This is a genomic window from Winogradskyella thalassocola (assembly GCF_900099995.1).
GTDB lineage: Bacteria > Bacteroidota > Bacteroidia > Flavobacteriales > Flavobacteriaceae > Winogradskyella > Winogradskyella thalassocola.
Window position 1 is genome coordinate 59,264 of record NZ_FNCZ01000001.1, and the last position, 17,271, is coordinate 76,534.

A 17,271-nucleotide genomic window follows, 5' to 3' on the forward strand; every position below is an offset into this window, starting at 1 on the left:
TTATAAAAACTCTGGCAAAAGTAACATTTAAAGTCGATTTTGAAAATCTTAGAGAAGTGTTAATAGATAATTTATACTTATTCTAAATAATATCTTTTGAAATTTAATATGCGAATATTCGTTCCTTATATATCGACCGCTTGAAGCGCAATTGATTACAATAGAAATGTCAATAAAAAAAAGTTGTACATGTTAATTTGAATACTCTACCTTTGTCTAATAATTTGAACTTATGAAATTAAAAAATAAAAATTTTGCTCTTATAATTATAGGCTTTGGCCTAACCGTTTCATTACACGCACAACAAGGTGTCGTTAATGTAAGCCAAGATAGTGATATTGATAAGTTACTAGAATATAAAAAGGATATTAAAACCTCAAAGGTTTATAAAATTCAAGTATATCAAAGTATTGATATTGATAATGCGCAACGTGAGAAAGAAAATTTCTTAAACGCTTATGACGAATGGCCTACAGAGATTATTTGGAACACTCCAAATTACAAGGTTTGGGTTGGCAATTTCGCTACTAGACTTGAAGCAGATCGCGCACTAGTTAAAATTAAGAAAAATTATATGTACGCTAATATTCTTCAACCAAAAACAGAAAAATAAGTATTTGGTTCTATCCCATAAAAAAACCGACAATCACTTGTCGGTTTTTTTGTTTATATAACTTATGAAGCTATTATTTTAACTTCTTCTTTACTTCTACTTCTTGGAATGCTTCTATAACATCACCTTCTTTAATGTCGTTATAACCTTTAATTTGCATACCACAATCATAGCCTTTAGCTACCTCTCTTACATCATCTTTAAATCGTTTTAAAGCTTCTAATGTACCTGTATGAACAACAACTCCATCTCTAATGATTCTGATTCCAGAATTTCTAAAGATTTTACCATTCATTACCATACAACCTGCAATGTTTCCGATTTTAGATACTTTAAATATTTCTCTAATCTCAGCAGTACCCGTAACCTCTTCTTTAACTTCTGGAGATAACATACCTTCCATAGCATCTTTAAGATCATTAATAGCTGCATAGATAATTGAGTACGTTCTGATATCAATTTCTTCTTTGTCTGCAATCATTCTTGCATTTCCAACAGGACGTACATTAAATCCGACAATAATAGCATCAGACGCTGTTGCTAATAACACATCACTTTCTGTAATGGCACCAACACCTTTATGTATAATATTTACTTGTATCTCTTCAGTAGATAACTTCTGGAAAGAATCTGTTAATGCTTCAACAGAACCATCCACATCACCTTTAAGGATAATATTTAATTCTTGGAAATCACCAAGAGCAATACGTCTTCCAATTTCATCAAGTGTAATATGACGTTGTGTTCTAACTGACTGCTCACGTTGTAACTGTGCACGTTTCGTTGCAATTTGTTTTGCTTCACGCTCATCAGAGAAGACATTAAACTTATCCCCTGCTTGTGGCGCACCATCTAAACCTAAAATAGATACAGGAGTTGCAGGACCAGCTTCTTTAACATCTTGTCCTCGCTCATCTTGCATGGCTTTTACTTTACCACTATTCTTACCAGCTAAAACGTAGTCACCAACTTTTAATGTACCTGCTTGTACCAAAATTGTGGATACATAACCTCTACCTTTATCTAAATAAGCTTCCACTACTGTTCCGCTTGCGGCCTTATTAGGGTTTGCTTTTAATTCTAAAAGTTCAGCTTCTAGTAATACTTTTTCTAATAATTCTTTAACACCAGTTCCTACTTTCGCAGAGATGTCATGAGATTGAATTTTCCCACCCCAATCTTCTACTAAAAGATTCATTTGTGCTAATCCTTCTTTTACTTTTTCAGGATTTGCATCTGGCTTATCAATTTTGTTAATCGCAAATACGATTGGTACTCCTGCAGCTTGTGCATGAGAAATCGCTTCTTTCGTTTGAGGCATTATAGCATCATCCGCAGCAACAACAATAATAGCAATATCTGTTACTTGAGCACCACGAGCACGCATCGCTGTAAAGGCTTCGTGACCTGGTGTATCTAAGAATGCTATTTTTTGCCCATTTTCTAATTGTACACCATAAGCACCAATGTGCTGTGTGATACCACCAGATTCACCGGCAATTACATTCTCTTTACGTATATAATCTAATAAGGATGTTTTACCATGATCGACGTGACCCATTACAGTAACGATTGGAGCTCTTTCTACTAAATCTTTTGGATCGTCTTCAACAACCACAATAGATTCTTCGATATCTGCTTTGATAAATTCTACATCAAAACCAAACTCTTCGGCAACAATTGTCAACGTTTCTGCATCTAATCTTTGGTTCATGGTCACCATCATACCTAAAGACATACATGCTGAGATAACTTGCGTTACTCCAACTTCCATCATCGTAGCCATTTCACTTACAGTAACAAACTCAGTAACCTTAATAGTTTTACTTTCTGCTGCTGCAATCTCTTGGTCGATTTCAGATTGTTGACGGTGTTGATCTCTCTTATCTCTACGATATTTAGCTCCTTTACCTTTATTCGATTTTCCTTGAAGCTTTTCTAAAGTTTCACGGATTTGTTTTTGAACATCTTCTTCAGTTGGCTCTTCCTTAACAACTTTTGGTCTTGCAGCATTATTACCACCGCGACCTCTTGGTGCGCCTCTTTTATTATCGAAGTTTGGTTTACCAGGTGTATCACCTGTTTTGCTAATTCTACGTCTTTTACGTTTATTAGCATCACCAGGTTTAGCTGTTTCTACTTTTTTCTTCTTAGGCTTGTTAAATTGAGATAAATCAATTTTTTTACCTGTAGTAACAGGACCGGTAAGTTTTTTGTATTGTGTCTTAAGTGTTTCTTCTACTGGTGCACTTGGAGTTGTAGGAGCTTCTTCTTTTTTAGTCTCTTCTTTAGATTTAGTCTTTTCAGTTTTTTCAACTTTTTCAACCTTCTCTACTTTCTCAACTTTGTCTACTTTCTCGGTTTTCTCAACTTTTTCAAGCTTTTCTACCTTTTCAACTTTTTCAGTTTCCTTTGGTTTTTCAACTTTAGGTGCTTCCTTAGGTACTTCAGACGTTACCTCAGGTTTTTCAGCTTTAGGTTCTTCCTTAACTTCTGGAGCTTTAGGTTCTTCCTTTTTTTCAGCTTTAGGTTTTTTATCTAAGTCAATTTTACCAACTTGTTTTGGTCCAGTTAACTCAGCCTTAGCCTTAACAACGGCTTCCCTCTCGGCTTTTTGCTTTTGCTTCTCTTCAATTTCGCGTTCTCTTTGTTCGCGAAGCTCTTCTTTTTCTTTAAGCTTTGCTTCACTTACCTCTTGAGCTTTTTCACGCTTAGATGCATCCGTCTGAAATTCATCAGAAAGCGTGTTATAAACCTCTTCCGAAATTTTAGTATTAGGACTTTTCTCAATTTCGACACCTTTGGATTCTAAAAAATCCACAGCACGATCTATTGAGATATTTAATTCCCTTAATACTTTGTTTAATCTTGTTGTTTGAGCCATAAACTGCCTGTAAAATACTTAAATATATTATATATTAATTTTAAATTAAAATTAATACAGTACCAATTAACTTAAAAATGAATTACTATAAATCATTTTTGAAATTATTTTGATATTATTCTTCAAATTCTTCTCTTAGAATTCTAATGACATCTAAGATTGTTTCTTCTTCTAAATCTGTACGCTTCACTAAATCAACAATATCTTGCTCTAAAATACTTTTTGCAGTATCTAAGCCCGCTTTGCTAAATTCAGAAATTACCCAACCTTCAATTTCATCAGAGAATTCTTTTAATTCTACATCTTCTTCTGCGCCTTCTCTAAATACATCAATCTCGTAACCTGTTAATTGACCAGCCAAACGAATATTGTGACCACCTCTACCAATGGCTTTAGAAACCTCTTCTGGTTTTAACAACACTTCAGCTCGCATCGTTTCTTCATTTAATTTCAATGAAGTTACTCTCGCAGGACTTAATGCTCTAGTTACAAAAAGTTGAATATTATTAGTGTAATTAATAACGTCGATATTCTCGTTTCCTAACTCACGTACAATACCGTGAATTCTTGATCCTTTCATACCAACACAAGCTCCAACAGGATCGATTCTATCATCATAAGAATCTACCGCTACTTTCGCTTTTTCACCAGGAATACGCACTACTTTTTTAACGGTAATTAAGCCATCAAAAACTTCTGGTATCTCTTGTTCGAATAATTTCTCAAGAAATACAGGAGAGGTTCTAGACATTATAATTGCCGGTTTACTTCCTTTTAATTCAACACTTTCAATTATTCCTCTTACATTTTCTCCTTTTCTAAAGAAATCTGAAGGAATTTGTTTGTCTTTTGGAAGTATAATTTCATTACCATCATCATCTAACAAAATAATTGCTCTGTGACGAATGTGATGAACTTCTGCCGTATAAATCTCACCTTCAAGCTCTTTAAAGTGCTTGTAAATGTTAGTATTATCGTGTTCGTGAATCTTAGAAATTAAATTTTGTCTTAATGCAAGGATTGAACGTCTTCCAAGGTCAATTAACTTAACTTCTTCTGCAACATCTTCACCAACTTCAAAATCTGGTTCTATTTTCTGAGCTTCTGATAAAGCTATTTCTTGGTTTGGCTCTTCAACTTCACCATCTGCAACTACGATTCGGTTTCTCCAAATTTCTAAATCTCCTTTATCTGGATTTATAATGATATCAAAATTATCGTCATCACCATATTTCTTTTTTAATGCATTACGTAATACATCTTCAAGAATCGCCATTAGCGTAACTCTATCTATTAATTTGTCGTCTTTAAATTCTGAAAATGACTCAATTAACGCTATATTTTCCATATATTGATATGAATTAAAATTTTATTTTAACTTTCGCTTCTTTAATATTATCAAAAGCAATTGTTGCTGTTTTAGCTACTGTTACTTTTCCTTTTCCAACGGGTTTTGGCTCTCTTGCTTTCCAGCTTAAAACCACCCCATCATCGTTTACTTCTGTGAGTTCTCCTTCTAAATCTTGATTATCTAAAGTCTTTACTTCTAAGTTTCTGCCAACATGTTTGTTATACTGTCTTGGCAAAATTAACGGAGTTGCGGCACCAGATGATAAAACCTCTAGAGAAAAATCGTGTTCTTCTCTGTCTATGTTGTGTTCAATCGATCGACTTATAAACATACAGTCTTCTACTAACACACCATTATCACCATCTATTACAATTTTGACAGCATTATCTCCAGACAAAGAAAAATCTATTAAGAACAGATCTTGTCTTTCTGTTAACGCCGTTTGTAATAAGTCTTCTACTATTTTCTTAAACATTTGTTGATATAAAAAGAGAGGACTTTTCGTCCTCTCGCTTATTCATTTTTAGTAAATAACGGTGCAAATATACGACTTTTATATTAAATTACCCAAGCTATGTAATGTGGATTTATTTTCTTAAATTTAGAAAGACTAACTCAAACCGATAAATATGAATAGAATATTAGTTCCAACAGATTTTTCAGAGCAAGCAGAAAACGCCTTAAAAGTAGCTGCCATGCTCGCTAAAACGCATAATGCAGAGATTTATTTATTGCATATGATGGAGATTCCGATGCAACAAACGGATCCAGGACAAACTCAAAGTGATATTCCTGAAACTTTATTTTTTATGAAGTTAGCACGAAAAAGGTTTGAAAATCTAATGGCACAAGACTATTTAGAAAATATTACTGTTCATGAAACCGTAAAGGCAGACATCACTTTTAATGAAATTAAAGATTCTTGCAAAGAGTTTAATATCGATTTGATTGTTATGGGTTCTCATGGAGCAACAGGAATGAAAGAAATGTTTGTAGGTTCTAATGCCGAAAAAGTGGTTCGTTCTTCAGATGTACCCGTATTGGTTATAAAAAACGAACATCAAAGCTTTAAAGTATCTGATTTTGTATTTGCATCTGATTTCAAAAATGACAACAAAGAAACTTATAAGCAAGCCGTAAAATTTGCGCAAGCCTTTGGGTCAAAAATTCATTTATTATTGGTTATAACCTCTAGTAATTTTATGACGTCGTATGAAGCAAAATCTAGAATTAATGATTTTATTTCCGGACAAACTTTTGATAACTATACCATTACCATACACAATGACCATACGGTCGAACAAGGTATCTTAAATGTTTCTAAAGATATAGATGCCGATCTTATTGGAATTAGTACCCACGGCAGACAAGGTATTGCCCATTTCTTCAACGGCAGTATAAGTGAAGATTTAGTGAATCACGCAAAGCGACCTGTGATTACTTTTAAGATATAAAAAACTGATATCTAATACATTAAACAAACATATTAGTCTTTAGTAAATATTATAAAAACGAAAAAATCCTAATCATATTGATTAGGATTTTTTTCTTTTGGTTGGCCTACTAGGTTTCGAACCTAGACTCTTCTGTACCAAAAACAGATGTGTTAGCCAGTTACACCATAGGCCAATCTCTCATTTTGAGGGTGCAAATTTAATACAAAGTTTCACTTCCGCAAAAAAAAACAAGAAAATTTTTTAAAATACTTAACGTTAACTTAAAAATGTAGGCTTTTAGGTATTAATTAGTAGATTTGCGAGCATTAATAAGCAACGTTTTCATGAAAGATTTTAACTTTAAAAAGTGGAACAACATCCTAGGATGGTCTGTTTTTACAGTAGCAGTTGTAGTTTACGGACTAACTATAGAACCAACCGTTAGTTTTTGGGATGCTGGAGAATATATTTTAACGTCATCCAAATTACAAGTTGGCCACCCTCCTGGAGCACCATTATTTCAAATGTTAGGAGCTTTTTTCTCAACGTTTGCTTTAGAACCTTCACAGATTGGAGCCATAATGAACATGATGAGTGGTGTTGCAAGTGCATTTACCATCCTTTTTATGTTTTGGACCATTACTTTGTTGCTTGTAAAACTCACCAAATACAATGAAGACAAAGACACGAGCAAAGCTTATGCTATTTTAGGAAGTGCTTTAGTGGGTAGTTTAGCTTTTACATTTACGGATTCGTTTTGGTTTAATGCTGTAGAAACAGAAGTGTACGCCATGGCTACACTAATAATGGCCGTTTTATTTTATTTAGGACTACGCTGGGAACAAGACATGAACGAGCCACGAGGTAATCGTTGGTTAATCCTTATCGCTTTTGTTATTGGTTTATCTTTTGGAGTTCACTTTATGGGATTATTAACGATTCCTGCAATTGGTCTACTTTATTATTTTAAGAATTATAAAACCATTACGGTAAAGAATTTCATCATTGCAAATATTGCTTCGGCCGCAATTCTACTTTTTATATTTAAATTACTATTGCCTTCAACCTTAAAACTTTTTGGTTACTTAGAAGTATTTTTTGTCAATTCTATAGGCTTACCATTTAACTCTGGGACTATTATTACAGGTATAATGGTTATTGCTTTATTTTATTTGGGTCTGAATTACACTCAAAAAAAGGGCATGAAACATACCAATACATTAGTGTTATGTCTAATGTTTATTTTTATAGGTTTCTCATCTTGGATGATGCTTCCTATTCGTGCGAATGCCCAAGTTGTTATTAATGAAAATAACCCATCGGATGCGAGAGAACTTTTAGCATACTACAACTTAGAACAATATCCTGAAACGCATTTATTCTATGGGCCGTTTTTTACAGAAGTATATTCTGGAGCAGATAAAGATGAACCGTTTATTGATGATAAAAAGAATTATGAACGCGACGATGAGGCTGGAAAATACGTTATTATAAACGATTGGGAAAAAAGTAAGCAAAACTACAATCATGAGCATGCGTCTATACTTCCAAGAATGTGGAGCTCAGAACACGCTGAAAACTACATGATGTTTACAGGCTTAATTGATTTTAAAGTTGATCCAAGTTTACAAACGCGTGCCTATAATGAAGCGCTTAATGCTGGTTTAACGGAAGAGCAATCTGCGCAATATGCCCTTGGAGAAAAACAACAATTTGATCAACTGATTAATGACTTCAGAATGCGTGTTGCAAATGGAGAAGTAGACTATGATGGTTATAATCAATTTTTAAAGCGTTATGGCCAACAGTATCTGATTATAGAGAAACCTACCTTCATGGACAATATTATGTACATGTTTCAATATCAGTTTGGATATATGTATTGGCGTTATTTTATGTGGAATTTCACTGGACGACAAGATGATATTCAAGGAAAATACACTCATAAAAATGGAAATTGGATTTCGGGTATAAACTTTATAGACTCGATGCATATAGGAATGTCTCAAGATAATTTACCTACTGATGTTCTAGACAATAAAGCGAGAAACACCTATTACTTCTTACCGTTATTGCTAGGATTAGCAGGTTTCTTTTTCTTAATGTATTCCGATTTAAAACGTTTCTGGGTACTATTAGTCTTCTTTTTACTAACCGGTTTAGCCATTCAGTTTTACACCAATGTAAGACCTTTTGAACCTAGAGAACGTGATTATTCTGTTGTAGGTTCATTCTATGTCTTTGCGATTTGGATTGGTTTTGGAGTTTATGCCATTTATGACCTCTTAAAATCGAGCCTAAAAACGAAACTTTTAGCTCCTATAGTCACATTAGCTTGTCTTATTATTGTGCCTGGAATTTTAGCAGCAAACAATTGGGACGATCATGATCGTTCTGGTAAGTACACCACAAACTCTATGGCCCGGAAGTATTTAGAGTCTTGTGCGCCAAATGCGATTTTATTTACTATTGGAGATAACGATACATTCCCACTATGGTATTTACAAGAGATAGAAGGTGTACGTACAGACGTACGTGTTGTAAATACCAGTTTGTTTCAAACAGATTGGTACATTGATCAAATGAAACGCAAAGCTTATGACAGTGACCCTATACCTTCTCAACTTACCCACAATCAATATAGAGGAGGAACAAGAGATGTCATTATTAGAAGAGAAATCACTAAGGATACATTACCGATTAAGGATTTTATGGATTTTATTTCTAGTGAAAGACCTGATACAAAATTTAAGTTTGTAGCAGAAAAACAAGGTGAAGATCCAAGTCAGTATCCAAAGCATTTGTTGAATTCTAATTATTTCCCTACACGAAACATTAGTATTCCTGTGAATAAGGAAATGGTTCTAAAAAATGGTGTTGTAAAGCAAAAAGATGCTGATAAAATAGAAGACAACTTATACACTCAAATTGAAGGGAGTTACATTTATAAAAACCGCTTATTAATGTTAGATATCATTGCTAACAATAATTGGGAGCGTCCTATATATTTTACAGGAGGAGCTTTTGGTGCTGAAGATTATGTTTGGCTAAAAGATTATTTACAGCTCGATGGTATGTGTTACAAACTCGTGCCAATTAAAACTGCAGTAGACAAAGCTAATCCATATGATATGGGACGCGTTGATCCAGAGCTTATGTACGATATGGTTAAGAACTGGGAATGGGGAGGCAGTGGAGACGATATCTACTACGACATTGAAACTAGGAGAAATGGTATCACCTACAGAGGGAACTTAGCACGATTAATTGAGCAATTAATTAATGAAGACAAATTAGATAAGGCGGAAGAAATAGCAGACATCGCTATGGAAAAAATGCCGGTTGATAAATTTGGTTTTTACTCATTACTTGAGCCTTATGTAAGTGCGTATTATGAAATCGGAAACCTTGAAAAAGGACGTGCACTCTACAAAGATGTCGCTAAAAAATATCAAGAAAACTTAGTGTATTACAGCGGACTTTCTTTAGAAAACCAAGAACGTATGGTTGGTGAGGATATTTACTTAGACATTCAACGCTATAGAGCTCTAATTGATATTTTAGTCATCTACAACGATAAAGAATTTGCTTTACAGGAAACCAAAACCTTTAATAGTTATTTAAGCTTGTTTGACGAACTTATGAATCGTTACAGTCAAGACGAGTTACCAGAACTACCAAGTGATTTAGATCTACAAGAAGCAACTAGAGACACGATAGACTTAATAGCTCCTGAGAATTAATAAGGTATGCAGATTATTCCAGCTAAAACGCCAGACTTTGTAAAAATAGTGTTCCCAAATTTTATCTGGAATATCAATACCAAAAGTAAAGAACTCTATCTAACGTTTGATGATGGCCCAACTCCTGAAATTACAGATTGGGTACTTACAATATTAAAGGCTTACAACGCAAAAGCTACCTTTTTTTGTATTGGAAATAATATTGAAAAACATCCTAATATTTTTCAAACTATTATCAATGAAGGGCATGCTATTGGTAACCACACTTACAATCATTTAAAAGGCTGGAAACATAAAGCCAAGGATTATATTAACGATATTGCATTAACGCAATCTTTAATAGATTCTGTATTTGAAAATTCCCAAGTCGTTAATCAGAAGTCCTCAATCTCTCCTCTTTTTAGACCTCCATATGGTAAGTTAAAATCTAAGCAAAGTCAACAACTTCAAGAATTAGGCTATAAGATTGTTTTATGGGATGTTTTATCTTATGATTGGGATAGTTCAGTAACTGAAGAGACTTGTCTTAAAAATGTAACTTCTGCTGCTGTAGAAGGAAGTATAATTGTATTTCATGATAGCGTAAAAGCCTCCCGAAATTTAAAATATGTCCTCCCTAAGGTTTTGGAATATTACAGTGAGCGCGGTTTTGAATTTAAAAGTATAAATTAATACCTGTCTGGTTGTATCTTGAAAGACTAAAACCTACCTAAATATATTCTTGAATTATATTAATTAAGGTATTAGCATCTTGCTCTCCGCTATGTCGCCATTTCATTTCACCATTCTTATAGATGATTAAGGTTGGTAAACCTTTAACGCGCAATGCTTCTGCAAGTTCTCTGTTTTTTTCTACATCAATCTTAATCACTTTAGCTTTATCACCTAATGCAGCCGCAACATCTCTAAGAATAGGATGCATCGCTATAGATTGATCTTCTCGTTCGGTGTAAAAATCCAGAAGTACTGGAATTTCAACATCTATTAATTCCCCAAATTTTGACATACGTTTTAGTTTTAGTCAAATATATAAGCACTTCAAGTAAGATACTCATATCATAAAAATAAGCAATTCTTTACAATTAAGCACTTTTCGAGCCTTTTTTGAGCTCAATCACTGTGATTTCTGGCCAAATACCAACGCGACCAGGATATCCCAAATAGCCAAAACCTCTATTCACATTGATATGCTGACCTAACTCTGTATAAATTCCAGCCCATTGTTTATAACGCCATTTTGCAGGACTCCATTTTATCCAACCCGGAATTTCAATTCCAAATTGCATACCATGTGTATGACCACTCAAGGTTAAATGGTAGTGATAAGGATCTTTTAATACTTTCGCTTCCCAATGACTTGGGTCGTGTGACATTAATATTTTAAAGTCATGAGCATGAATTTCTGCCGAAGCTTTTTCTAAATCTCCAGCTTTTTTAAAACCACCTTTTCCCCAATTCTCTACTCCAACTAAAGCTAAGCGTTGACCATCCTTTTCAAGATAGCGACTCTCATTTAATAATAAATCGAAACCTATATCTTTTTGAATCGTTTTTAAATCTTCAAGATTTTGCGCTTTTTCTTCAGGTGAATTCCAATCGACATAATCTCCATAATCATGATTTCCTAAAACAGAAAATTTACCATCCTTAGCTTTCAATCTTCTGAAGGTCTTTAACCATGGCAACATTTCAGAAGCTTTATTATTTACCATATCACCTGTAAATAATAACACATCAGATTTTTGTTCATTGATTAAATCTACGGCATATTCTATCTTTTCGTGATTATCAAAACTACCAGAATGAATATCACTAATCTGCGTTATCCTGTACCCATCAAAAGCGTCAGGCAAATCTTCAAAATGAAGCGTATAACTAAGAACTCTAAAATTATATTTCCCTCTAAACATCCCGTACAACAATGAAGACAATGGTATTGCTGCCAGACCTAATGCCAGTTGACTCACAAATTTTCGGCGTGATGGCATATAAAATGTATCATTTTTAGTTACAACTTTATCGTATAACCCTATGATGCCTCTAATAATATCTTCACCAATTAAAAAAGGAACTATCACCAAATTAAAAGCCATAAACGCTAATAAAAACCCAAAAGCAAAACTTTTACCTGTTGTTAATACACGACCTTCGCTAGTTATTGCAAACTGGTAAATAAAATTACCAACAACAATAATTGCAATACCAAAGAACAAATAATAAACCCAAGTTTGTTTAGTTACTGTTCTTATAGCTTGAAAACCATAAACAGTTAGAATTATAAATAAAATAGCAAATAGTATCCAACGAATCATCTTGATTTTTTTGAGCTTACAAATTTAAAGCTTATAACAAGCCACCTATCTTATGAAAGTGTTAAAGGTTTTTCAACCTCAATACTCGAAACAGCAAAACACAAACTAGACAAAAAGGACGACAGTTAAAGATGGTCTTGATTTCATTTTACTATATTAGATGCATTAAAATTAATAGTCTTTTTGATGAATCTTATACGGACCACTATTGTAATTGCACTTACACTTCTTATAAGTTGTAATACCTCAACTTCGATTACCGAAGCTCAAAAAGACCAACCACTAACCCACTACGTCAACACATTTATTGGCACTGGAGGTCATGGACACACCTATCCTGGAGCCACATTACCTTTTGGCATGATGCAGTTAAGTCCCGACACACGCTTAGACGGTTGGGATGGTTGCTCAGGCTATCATTATACAGACAGTTATATTTATGGGTTTTCGCATACGCATCTAAGCGGAACAGGCATTAGTGATTATGGTGATGTGCTTTTAATGCCAACAAACGAAATCAATTTTAATAATGGAGCTGATGGTAAAAAGGGCTATCGTGCACATTTTAGTCATGATAATGAATTTGCAGAACCAGGCTATTATAAGGTGCATTTAGATTCTACTAATATTAATGTAGAGCTTACGGTTGCGCAACGAAGTGGTGTTCATAAATATGAATTTCCAAGTTCTGAAAATCAATATGTGATTTTAGATTTAGAACATCGTGATAAAGTTTTAGATGCTAAGATTGAAATGATTTCAGACACTGAAATTGTGGGTTATCGTCATTCTGAAGCTTGGGCAAAAGATCAACGATTATACTTTATTATAAAAACATCGCACTCGTTTAATGATGTGTTACAATCTCCATCCGAAACAGGAATGCCAGGAGCTAGACGGTCAGCCTTAAAATTTATAAACCCAAATAACGAACCTGTTTATATCAAAGTTGGCATTTCAGCAGTTGATTTAGATGGTGCACGTAAAAATTTGGAAGCCGAAGTTTTAAACAAAGATTTTGAAACCGTTAAAAAAGAAGCCCAACAGACTTGGGAATCGCAACTCGAAAAAATTGTGATTGAAGGTGACGATTTAGACAAAAAGACCAATTTTTATTCGGCATTATACCATACGATGTTGGCACCGCAATTGTATCAAGATGTTGATGGCCGTTATAGAGGCATGGATTTAGAGATTCATAAAACAAATGATTTTAATTATTATTCGGTGTTTTCACTTTGGGACACCTATAGAGCTGCACATCCACTATACACTATTATTGAACAAGATCGCACCAATGATTTTATAAAAACATTTTTAGCCAAATACGATGAAGGTGGCATTATGCCCATGTGGGATTTAGCTGGTAACTATACCGATTGTATGATTGGCTATCATGCCGTACCAGTTATTGCAGATGCCTATTTAAAAGGCTTACGTGATTATGATACCGAAAAAGCATTTGAAGCTATGAAGTATTCCGCTACAAGAGATAAATTTGGACTTGAAGCTTATAAAAAATATGGATTTATTCCTGTGGATGAAGAAAGCGAATCGGTTTCAAAAACTTTAGAATATGCTTACGATGATTGGACGATTGCACAAATGGCAAAAGCCATGGGTAAAACGGATGATTACAAAACCTACATTCAACGCGCACAGTACTACAAAAATGTATTTGATCCGGAAACCAATTTTATGCGTGGACGATTCAGAAATACATGGTTTACTCCTTTCGATCCTTACGAAGTGAATTTTAATTACACCGAAGCCAATGCTTGGCAATACAGTTTTTATGTCCCTCAAGATATTTCAGGATTTATAGAACTACTTGGAGGAAAAGAGCAATTGGAAGCACAACTTGATGAATTATTCAGCGCCAAGACAGAAATATCCGGACGCCATCAATCGGATATCACAGGCTTAATTGGGCAATATGCACATGGCAATGAGCCTAGTCATCATATGGCTTACCTCTATAATTTCGTGAACAAACCACATAAAACGCAAGAGAAAGTCCATCAGATTTTAACGGAATTGTATCATAATGATCCCGATGGCGTTTCAGGAAATGAAGATTGCGGACAAATGAGTGCTTGGTATGTGTTGAGCTCCATGGGTTTTTATTCCGTAACTCCAGGAAGTAATGAGTACATTATTGGAACTCCTCTTTTTGATAAAGCAACCATAAGTCTTGAAAGTGGAAAGAAATTTTCAATAATAGCCCATAATGTTTCAGATAAAAATAAATATGTCGGTTATGTTCTTTTAAATGGTGAGCTTTTAGATAGAAGCTACATATATCATAATGAAATAATGCAGGGTGGAACAATGGAGTATTTTATGACAGATTCTATTTCTCGATGGGGAAGAGAAAAATGGCAGATGCCAAAAACTGAAATAAAAGACCATATTATTCTGCCGTCACCTTTTATAGCAAAAGGAGATATTACGTTTAGAGATTCGACCGAAATTGTTCTGTCTACTTCTGAAGTTGATGCTAAAATATATTACGCTTTAGATGATAATGACTTCAAATTATATAAAAACCCATTTACCATTTCCGAAGACACGAAAGTGAAATTATATTCTGAAAAAGGAGATTTAAAAAGTCCGGAATTAACCACTACATTCTTCAAAATTGATCCTAATTTGAGTATTACTCTAAAAAGTGACTATGCGAATCAATATTCTGCAGGAGGCAACGATGCGCTTATTGACGGTATTAGAAGCACCAAAAATTACAGAACCGGGAGTTGGCAAGGTTATGAAGATACAGATATGATTGCGATAGTCGATTTGGGCTCAGAGAAATGGATTGAATCTATAACAACGGCCTTTTTACAAGATCAAGGTGCATGGATATTTTTTCCGACTGAGGTTGAATACTTGGTTTCAAAAGATGGTAAACAGTTTAAATCTGTAGCTAAAACCAAACTCAATCCTTCAGAAAAAAATAGTGATATCGAAATTGAAGACCTTCAATACCATCTTAAAGGTGAAAATGCAAGGTATGTAAAAGTTATAGCAAAAAAACTTGGCAAAGTACCAAAATGGCATGTTGGCTATCTTATGGATGGACGAAGTTGGATTTTTGTGGATGAAATATCCATAAAATAGCATAACATTCAATACTTTTAAATCCGATTAAAATTAACCACACAAGATTGTATTGACAACAAAACACAATTTAAACAAGACCTTAACACTAACTAACAATTAATAACAATGAACAATCAAAATAACAAATCTGCACTAGCTACGCTTTGTACGGTCTTCTTTTTCTGGGGATTTATAGCCGCTTCTAATAGTGTGTTTATTCCGTTTTGTAAAACCTATTTTAATATCGATCAGTTTCAATCGCAATTAGTTGATTTTGCTTTTTATGGCGCTTATTATATTGGTGCGCTATCATTATTTGTAATGTCTAGTGCTGTAAAGCGTGATATATTAAATAATTGGGGTTACAAAAATGGTATTGTTTACGGCTTACTGTTATCTGCAATAGGAGCTTTTGTAATGTATCCTGCAACTGCTGGTGCAGAACAAGGCCAAACAGAGGTATTCTATTTTGTGCTTATCGCCTTTTTCATTGTAGCGTTAGGGTTCTCATTACAACAAACTGCAGCAAACCCGTTTGCTGTTGCGCTTGGTGATCCCAAAACAGGCTCGCATCGCTTAAATTTAACAGGAGGTATAAATTCCTTTGGTACAACCATTGGCCCAATTGTAGTAAGTCTTGCTATTTTTGGATCTGCTTCTTGGTCCACTGAGCAATTGGCAGAAAAAATTAGTACTAATGAAATTACATTGGTCACCGTGCAAGTTTTATACATGTGCGTTGGTGCCTTATTTTTAATTGCAGCAGCACTATTTCATTTTTCAAAAAAATTACCAGCTCTTAAATCAGAAACGGCTTTTGAACCCGCCAATAAAGCTAGAAACTTATTAATTGTTTTAACCTTAGTCATCGTCGGTTGTTTTGGTTATATTTTTAGCACTTACTCAGGAGATGCTGTTGCCACTGAAGAGCTAGAACATACAAGATTAATCATTTTATTTATCGCATTATTGGCAGTTATCGCAACTGTATTTGTCGCAAATTCTAGTGCTTCTAAAAATCCGGAAGGTTGGGGAGCCATGAAATACCCTCAACTTGTTTTAGGCATGTTAGCTATATTTACCTATGTTGGTGTAGAAGTAACTATAGGAAGTAACCTTGGAGAACTTTTAAAACAAGGTGTAGAAAACACAGGTTTAAACACTATAGGTTTACCAGTCTTAAATGATTCCGAATTAGGAAAATATATTTCTATGTATTGGGGAGGTTTAATGATCGGTCGATGGGTTGGCGCAATTACCGTTTTTAATCCAAGTAAAGGATTGAAAAAAATACTTCTAATTATAGTTCCTTATGTGGCCTTTGCGGTAATCATTTTAGCCAATTTGGTTAAATACAGTTTTACTACCAATGAAATTCTGTTCTTTGGAATCTGTATCGCTGTTCAAATTGGTGGCTTTTTCTTAGCAAAAGATAATCCTGTTAAAACCTTAAAAATATTTAGTATTCTTGGTATGTTAGGCATGTTGATTGGATTATTCTCTTCAGGAAATCTCGCCTTATTTGCCTTTTTATCTGGTGGGTTATTCTGTTCTATTATGTGGCCATGTATTTTTACATTGAGTATTGCTGGCTTAGGAAAATACACGTCTCAAGGTTCTGCCTTTTTAATTATGATGATTTTAGGAGGTGCTATTATTCCACCTGTTCAAGGAAAGTTGGCTGATGTCTTTAACATTCAAGCATCGTATTGGATGGCAGTGGCTTGTTTTGCGTATTTATTATTCTATGCATACAGAACCAAAACAGTGTTGGATAAACAGGGCGTAACCTACTAAATATCGTAGAGTTCACCAGAAAACATTCAGTAA

At 34.2% G+C, this 17,271-nt stretch carries 11 protein-coding genes and 1 tRNA gene; 6 read left to right on the forward strand and 6 right to left on the reverse strand.

The features are described from left to right. Positions 1–232: 232 nt before the first annotated feature. On the forward strand, positions 233–613 hold the full coding sequence (locus BLT80_RS00225) for an SPOR domain-containing protein (RefSeq protein WP_092465586.1): 381 nt from the start codon (positions 233–235) through the stop codon (positions 611–613). 73 nt (positions 614–686) lie between these two features. Here the strand turns inward: BLT80_RS00225 and infB are convergent, their stop codons facing one another. The 3 genes from infB to rimP all read right to left on the reverse strand — a co-directional run bounded on the left by infB (position 687) and on the right by rimP (position 5,323). Next, the gene (infB, locus tag BLT80_RS00230) at positions 687–3,497 is read right to left on the reverse strand and encodes a translation initiation factor IF-2 (RefSeq protein WP_092465587.1); all 2,811 of its coding nucleotides are present in this window, start codon (positions 3,495–3,497) and stop codon (positions 687–689) included. A gap of 115 nt (positions 3,498–3,612) precedes the next feature. After that, complete coding sequence (nusA, locus tag BLT80_RS00235; RefSeq protein WP_092465588.1) at positions 3,613–4,845, reverse strand: transcription termination factor NusA; 1,233 nt, start codon at positions 4,843–4,845, stop codon at positions 3,613–3,615. A gap of 13 nt (positions 4,846–4,858) precedes the next feature. Further along, a complete protein-coding gene (rimP, locus tag BLT80_RS00240) occupies positions 4,859–5,323 on the reverse strand; it encodes a ribosome assembly cofactor RimP (protein WP_092465589.1) in 465 nt (154 codons plus the stop codon). A 154-nt stretch (positions 5,324–5,477) separates the two neighbouring features. On the opposite strand from rimP, the gene BLT80_RS00245 reads away from it, so the two are divergent. Then, positions 5,478–6,302 (forward strand): universal stress protein, encoded by an 825-nt coding sequence (locus BLT80_RS00245; RefSeq protein WP_092465590.1) that lies wholly within the window; start codon positions 5,478–5,480, stop codon positions 6,300–6,302. A 98-nt stretch (positions 6,303–6,400) separates the two neighbouring features. Here BLT80_RS00245 and BLT80_RS00250 read toward each other — a convergent pair. Next, positions 6,401–6,477: transfer RNA gene (locus tag BLT80_RS00250), tRNA-Gln, on the reverse strand. 151 nt (positions 6,478–6,628) lie between these two features. Here BLT80_RS00250 and BLT80_RS00255 point away from each other — a divergent pair. Then, entirely contained in the window at positions 6,629–10,027 is a 3,399-nt protein-coding gene (locus BLT80_RS00255) for a glycosyltransferase family 117 protein (protein ID WP_092465591.1), read from the forward strand. Positions 10,028–10,033: 6 nt separating this feature from the next. Beyond that, positions 10,034–10,699, forward strand: a complete 666-nt coding sequence (locus BLT80_RS00260) for a polysaccharide deacetylase family protein (RefSeq protein WP_092465592.1) — start codon at positions 10,034–10,036, stop codon at positions 10,697–10,699. Positions 10,700–10,736: 37 nt separating this feature from the next. On the opposite strand, the gene BLT80_RS00265 is transcribed toward BLT80_RS00260, so the two are convergent. After that, entirely contained in the window at positions 10,737–11,033 is a 297-nt protein-coding gene (locus BLT80_RS00265; protein WP_092465593.1) for a thioredoxin family protein, read from the reverse strand. 76 nt (positions 11,034–11,109) lie between these two features. Then, positions 11,110–12,339, reverse strand: coding sequence for a metallophosphoesterase (locus BLT80_RS00270; RefSeq protein ID WP_092465594.1), 1,230 nt, complete (start codon positions 12,337–12,339; stop codon positions 11,110–11,112). Between the two features lie 186 nt (positions 12,340–12,525). Between BLT80_RS00270 and BLT80_RS00275 the strand changes: the two genes are divergently transcribed. Together BLT80_RS00275 and BLT80_RS00280 are read left to right on the forward strand one after the other, a co-directional pair. Next, entirely contained in the window at positions 12,526–15,459 is a 2,934-nt protein-coding gene (locus tag BLT80_RS00275; RefSeq protein WP_092465595.1) for a GH92 family glycosyl hydrolase, read from the forward strand. A gap of 108 nt (positions 15,460–15,567) precedes the next feature. Continuing rightward, the gene (locus BLT80_RS00280; protein ID WP_092465596.1) at positions 15,568–17,238 is read left to right on the forward strand and encodes an MFS transporter; all 1,671 of its coding nucleotides are present in this window, start codon (positions 15,568–15,570) and stop codon (positions 17,236–17,238) included. Positions 17,239–17,271 lie beyond the last annotated feature (33 nt).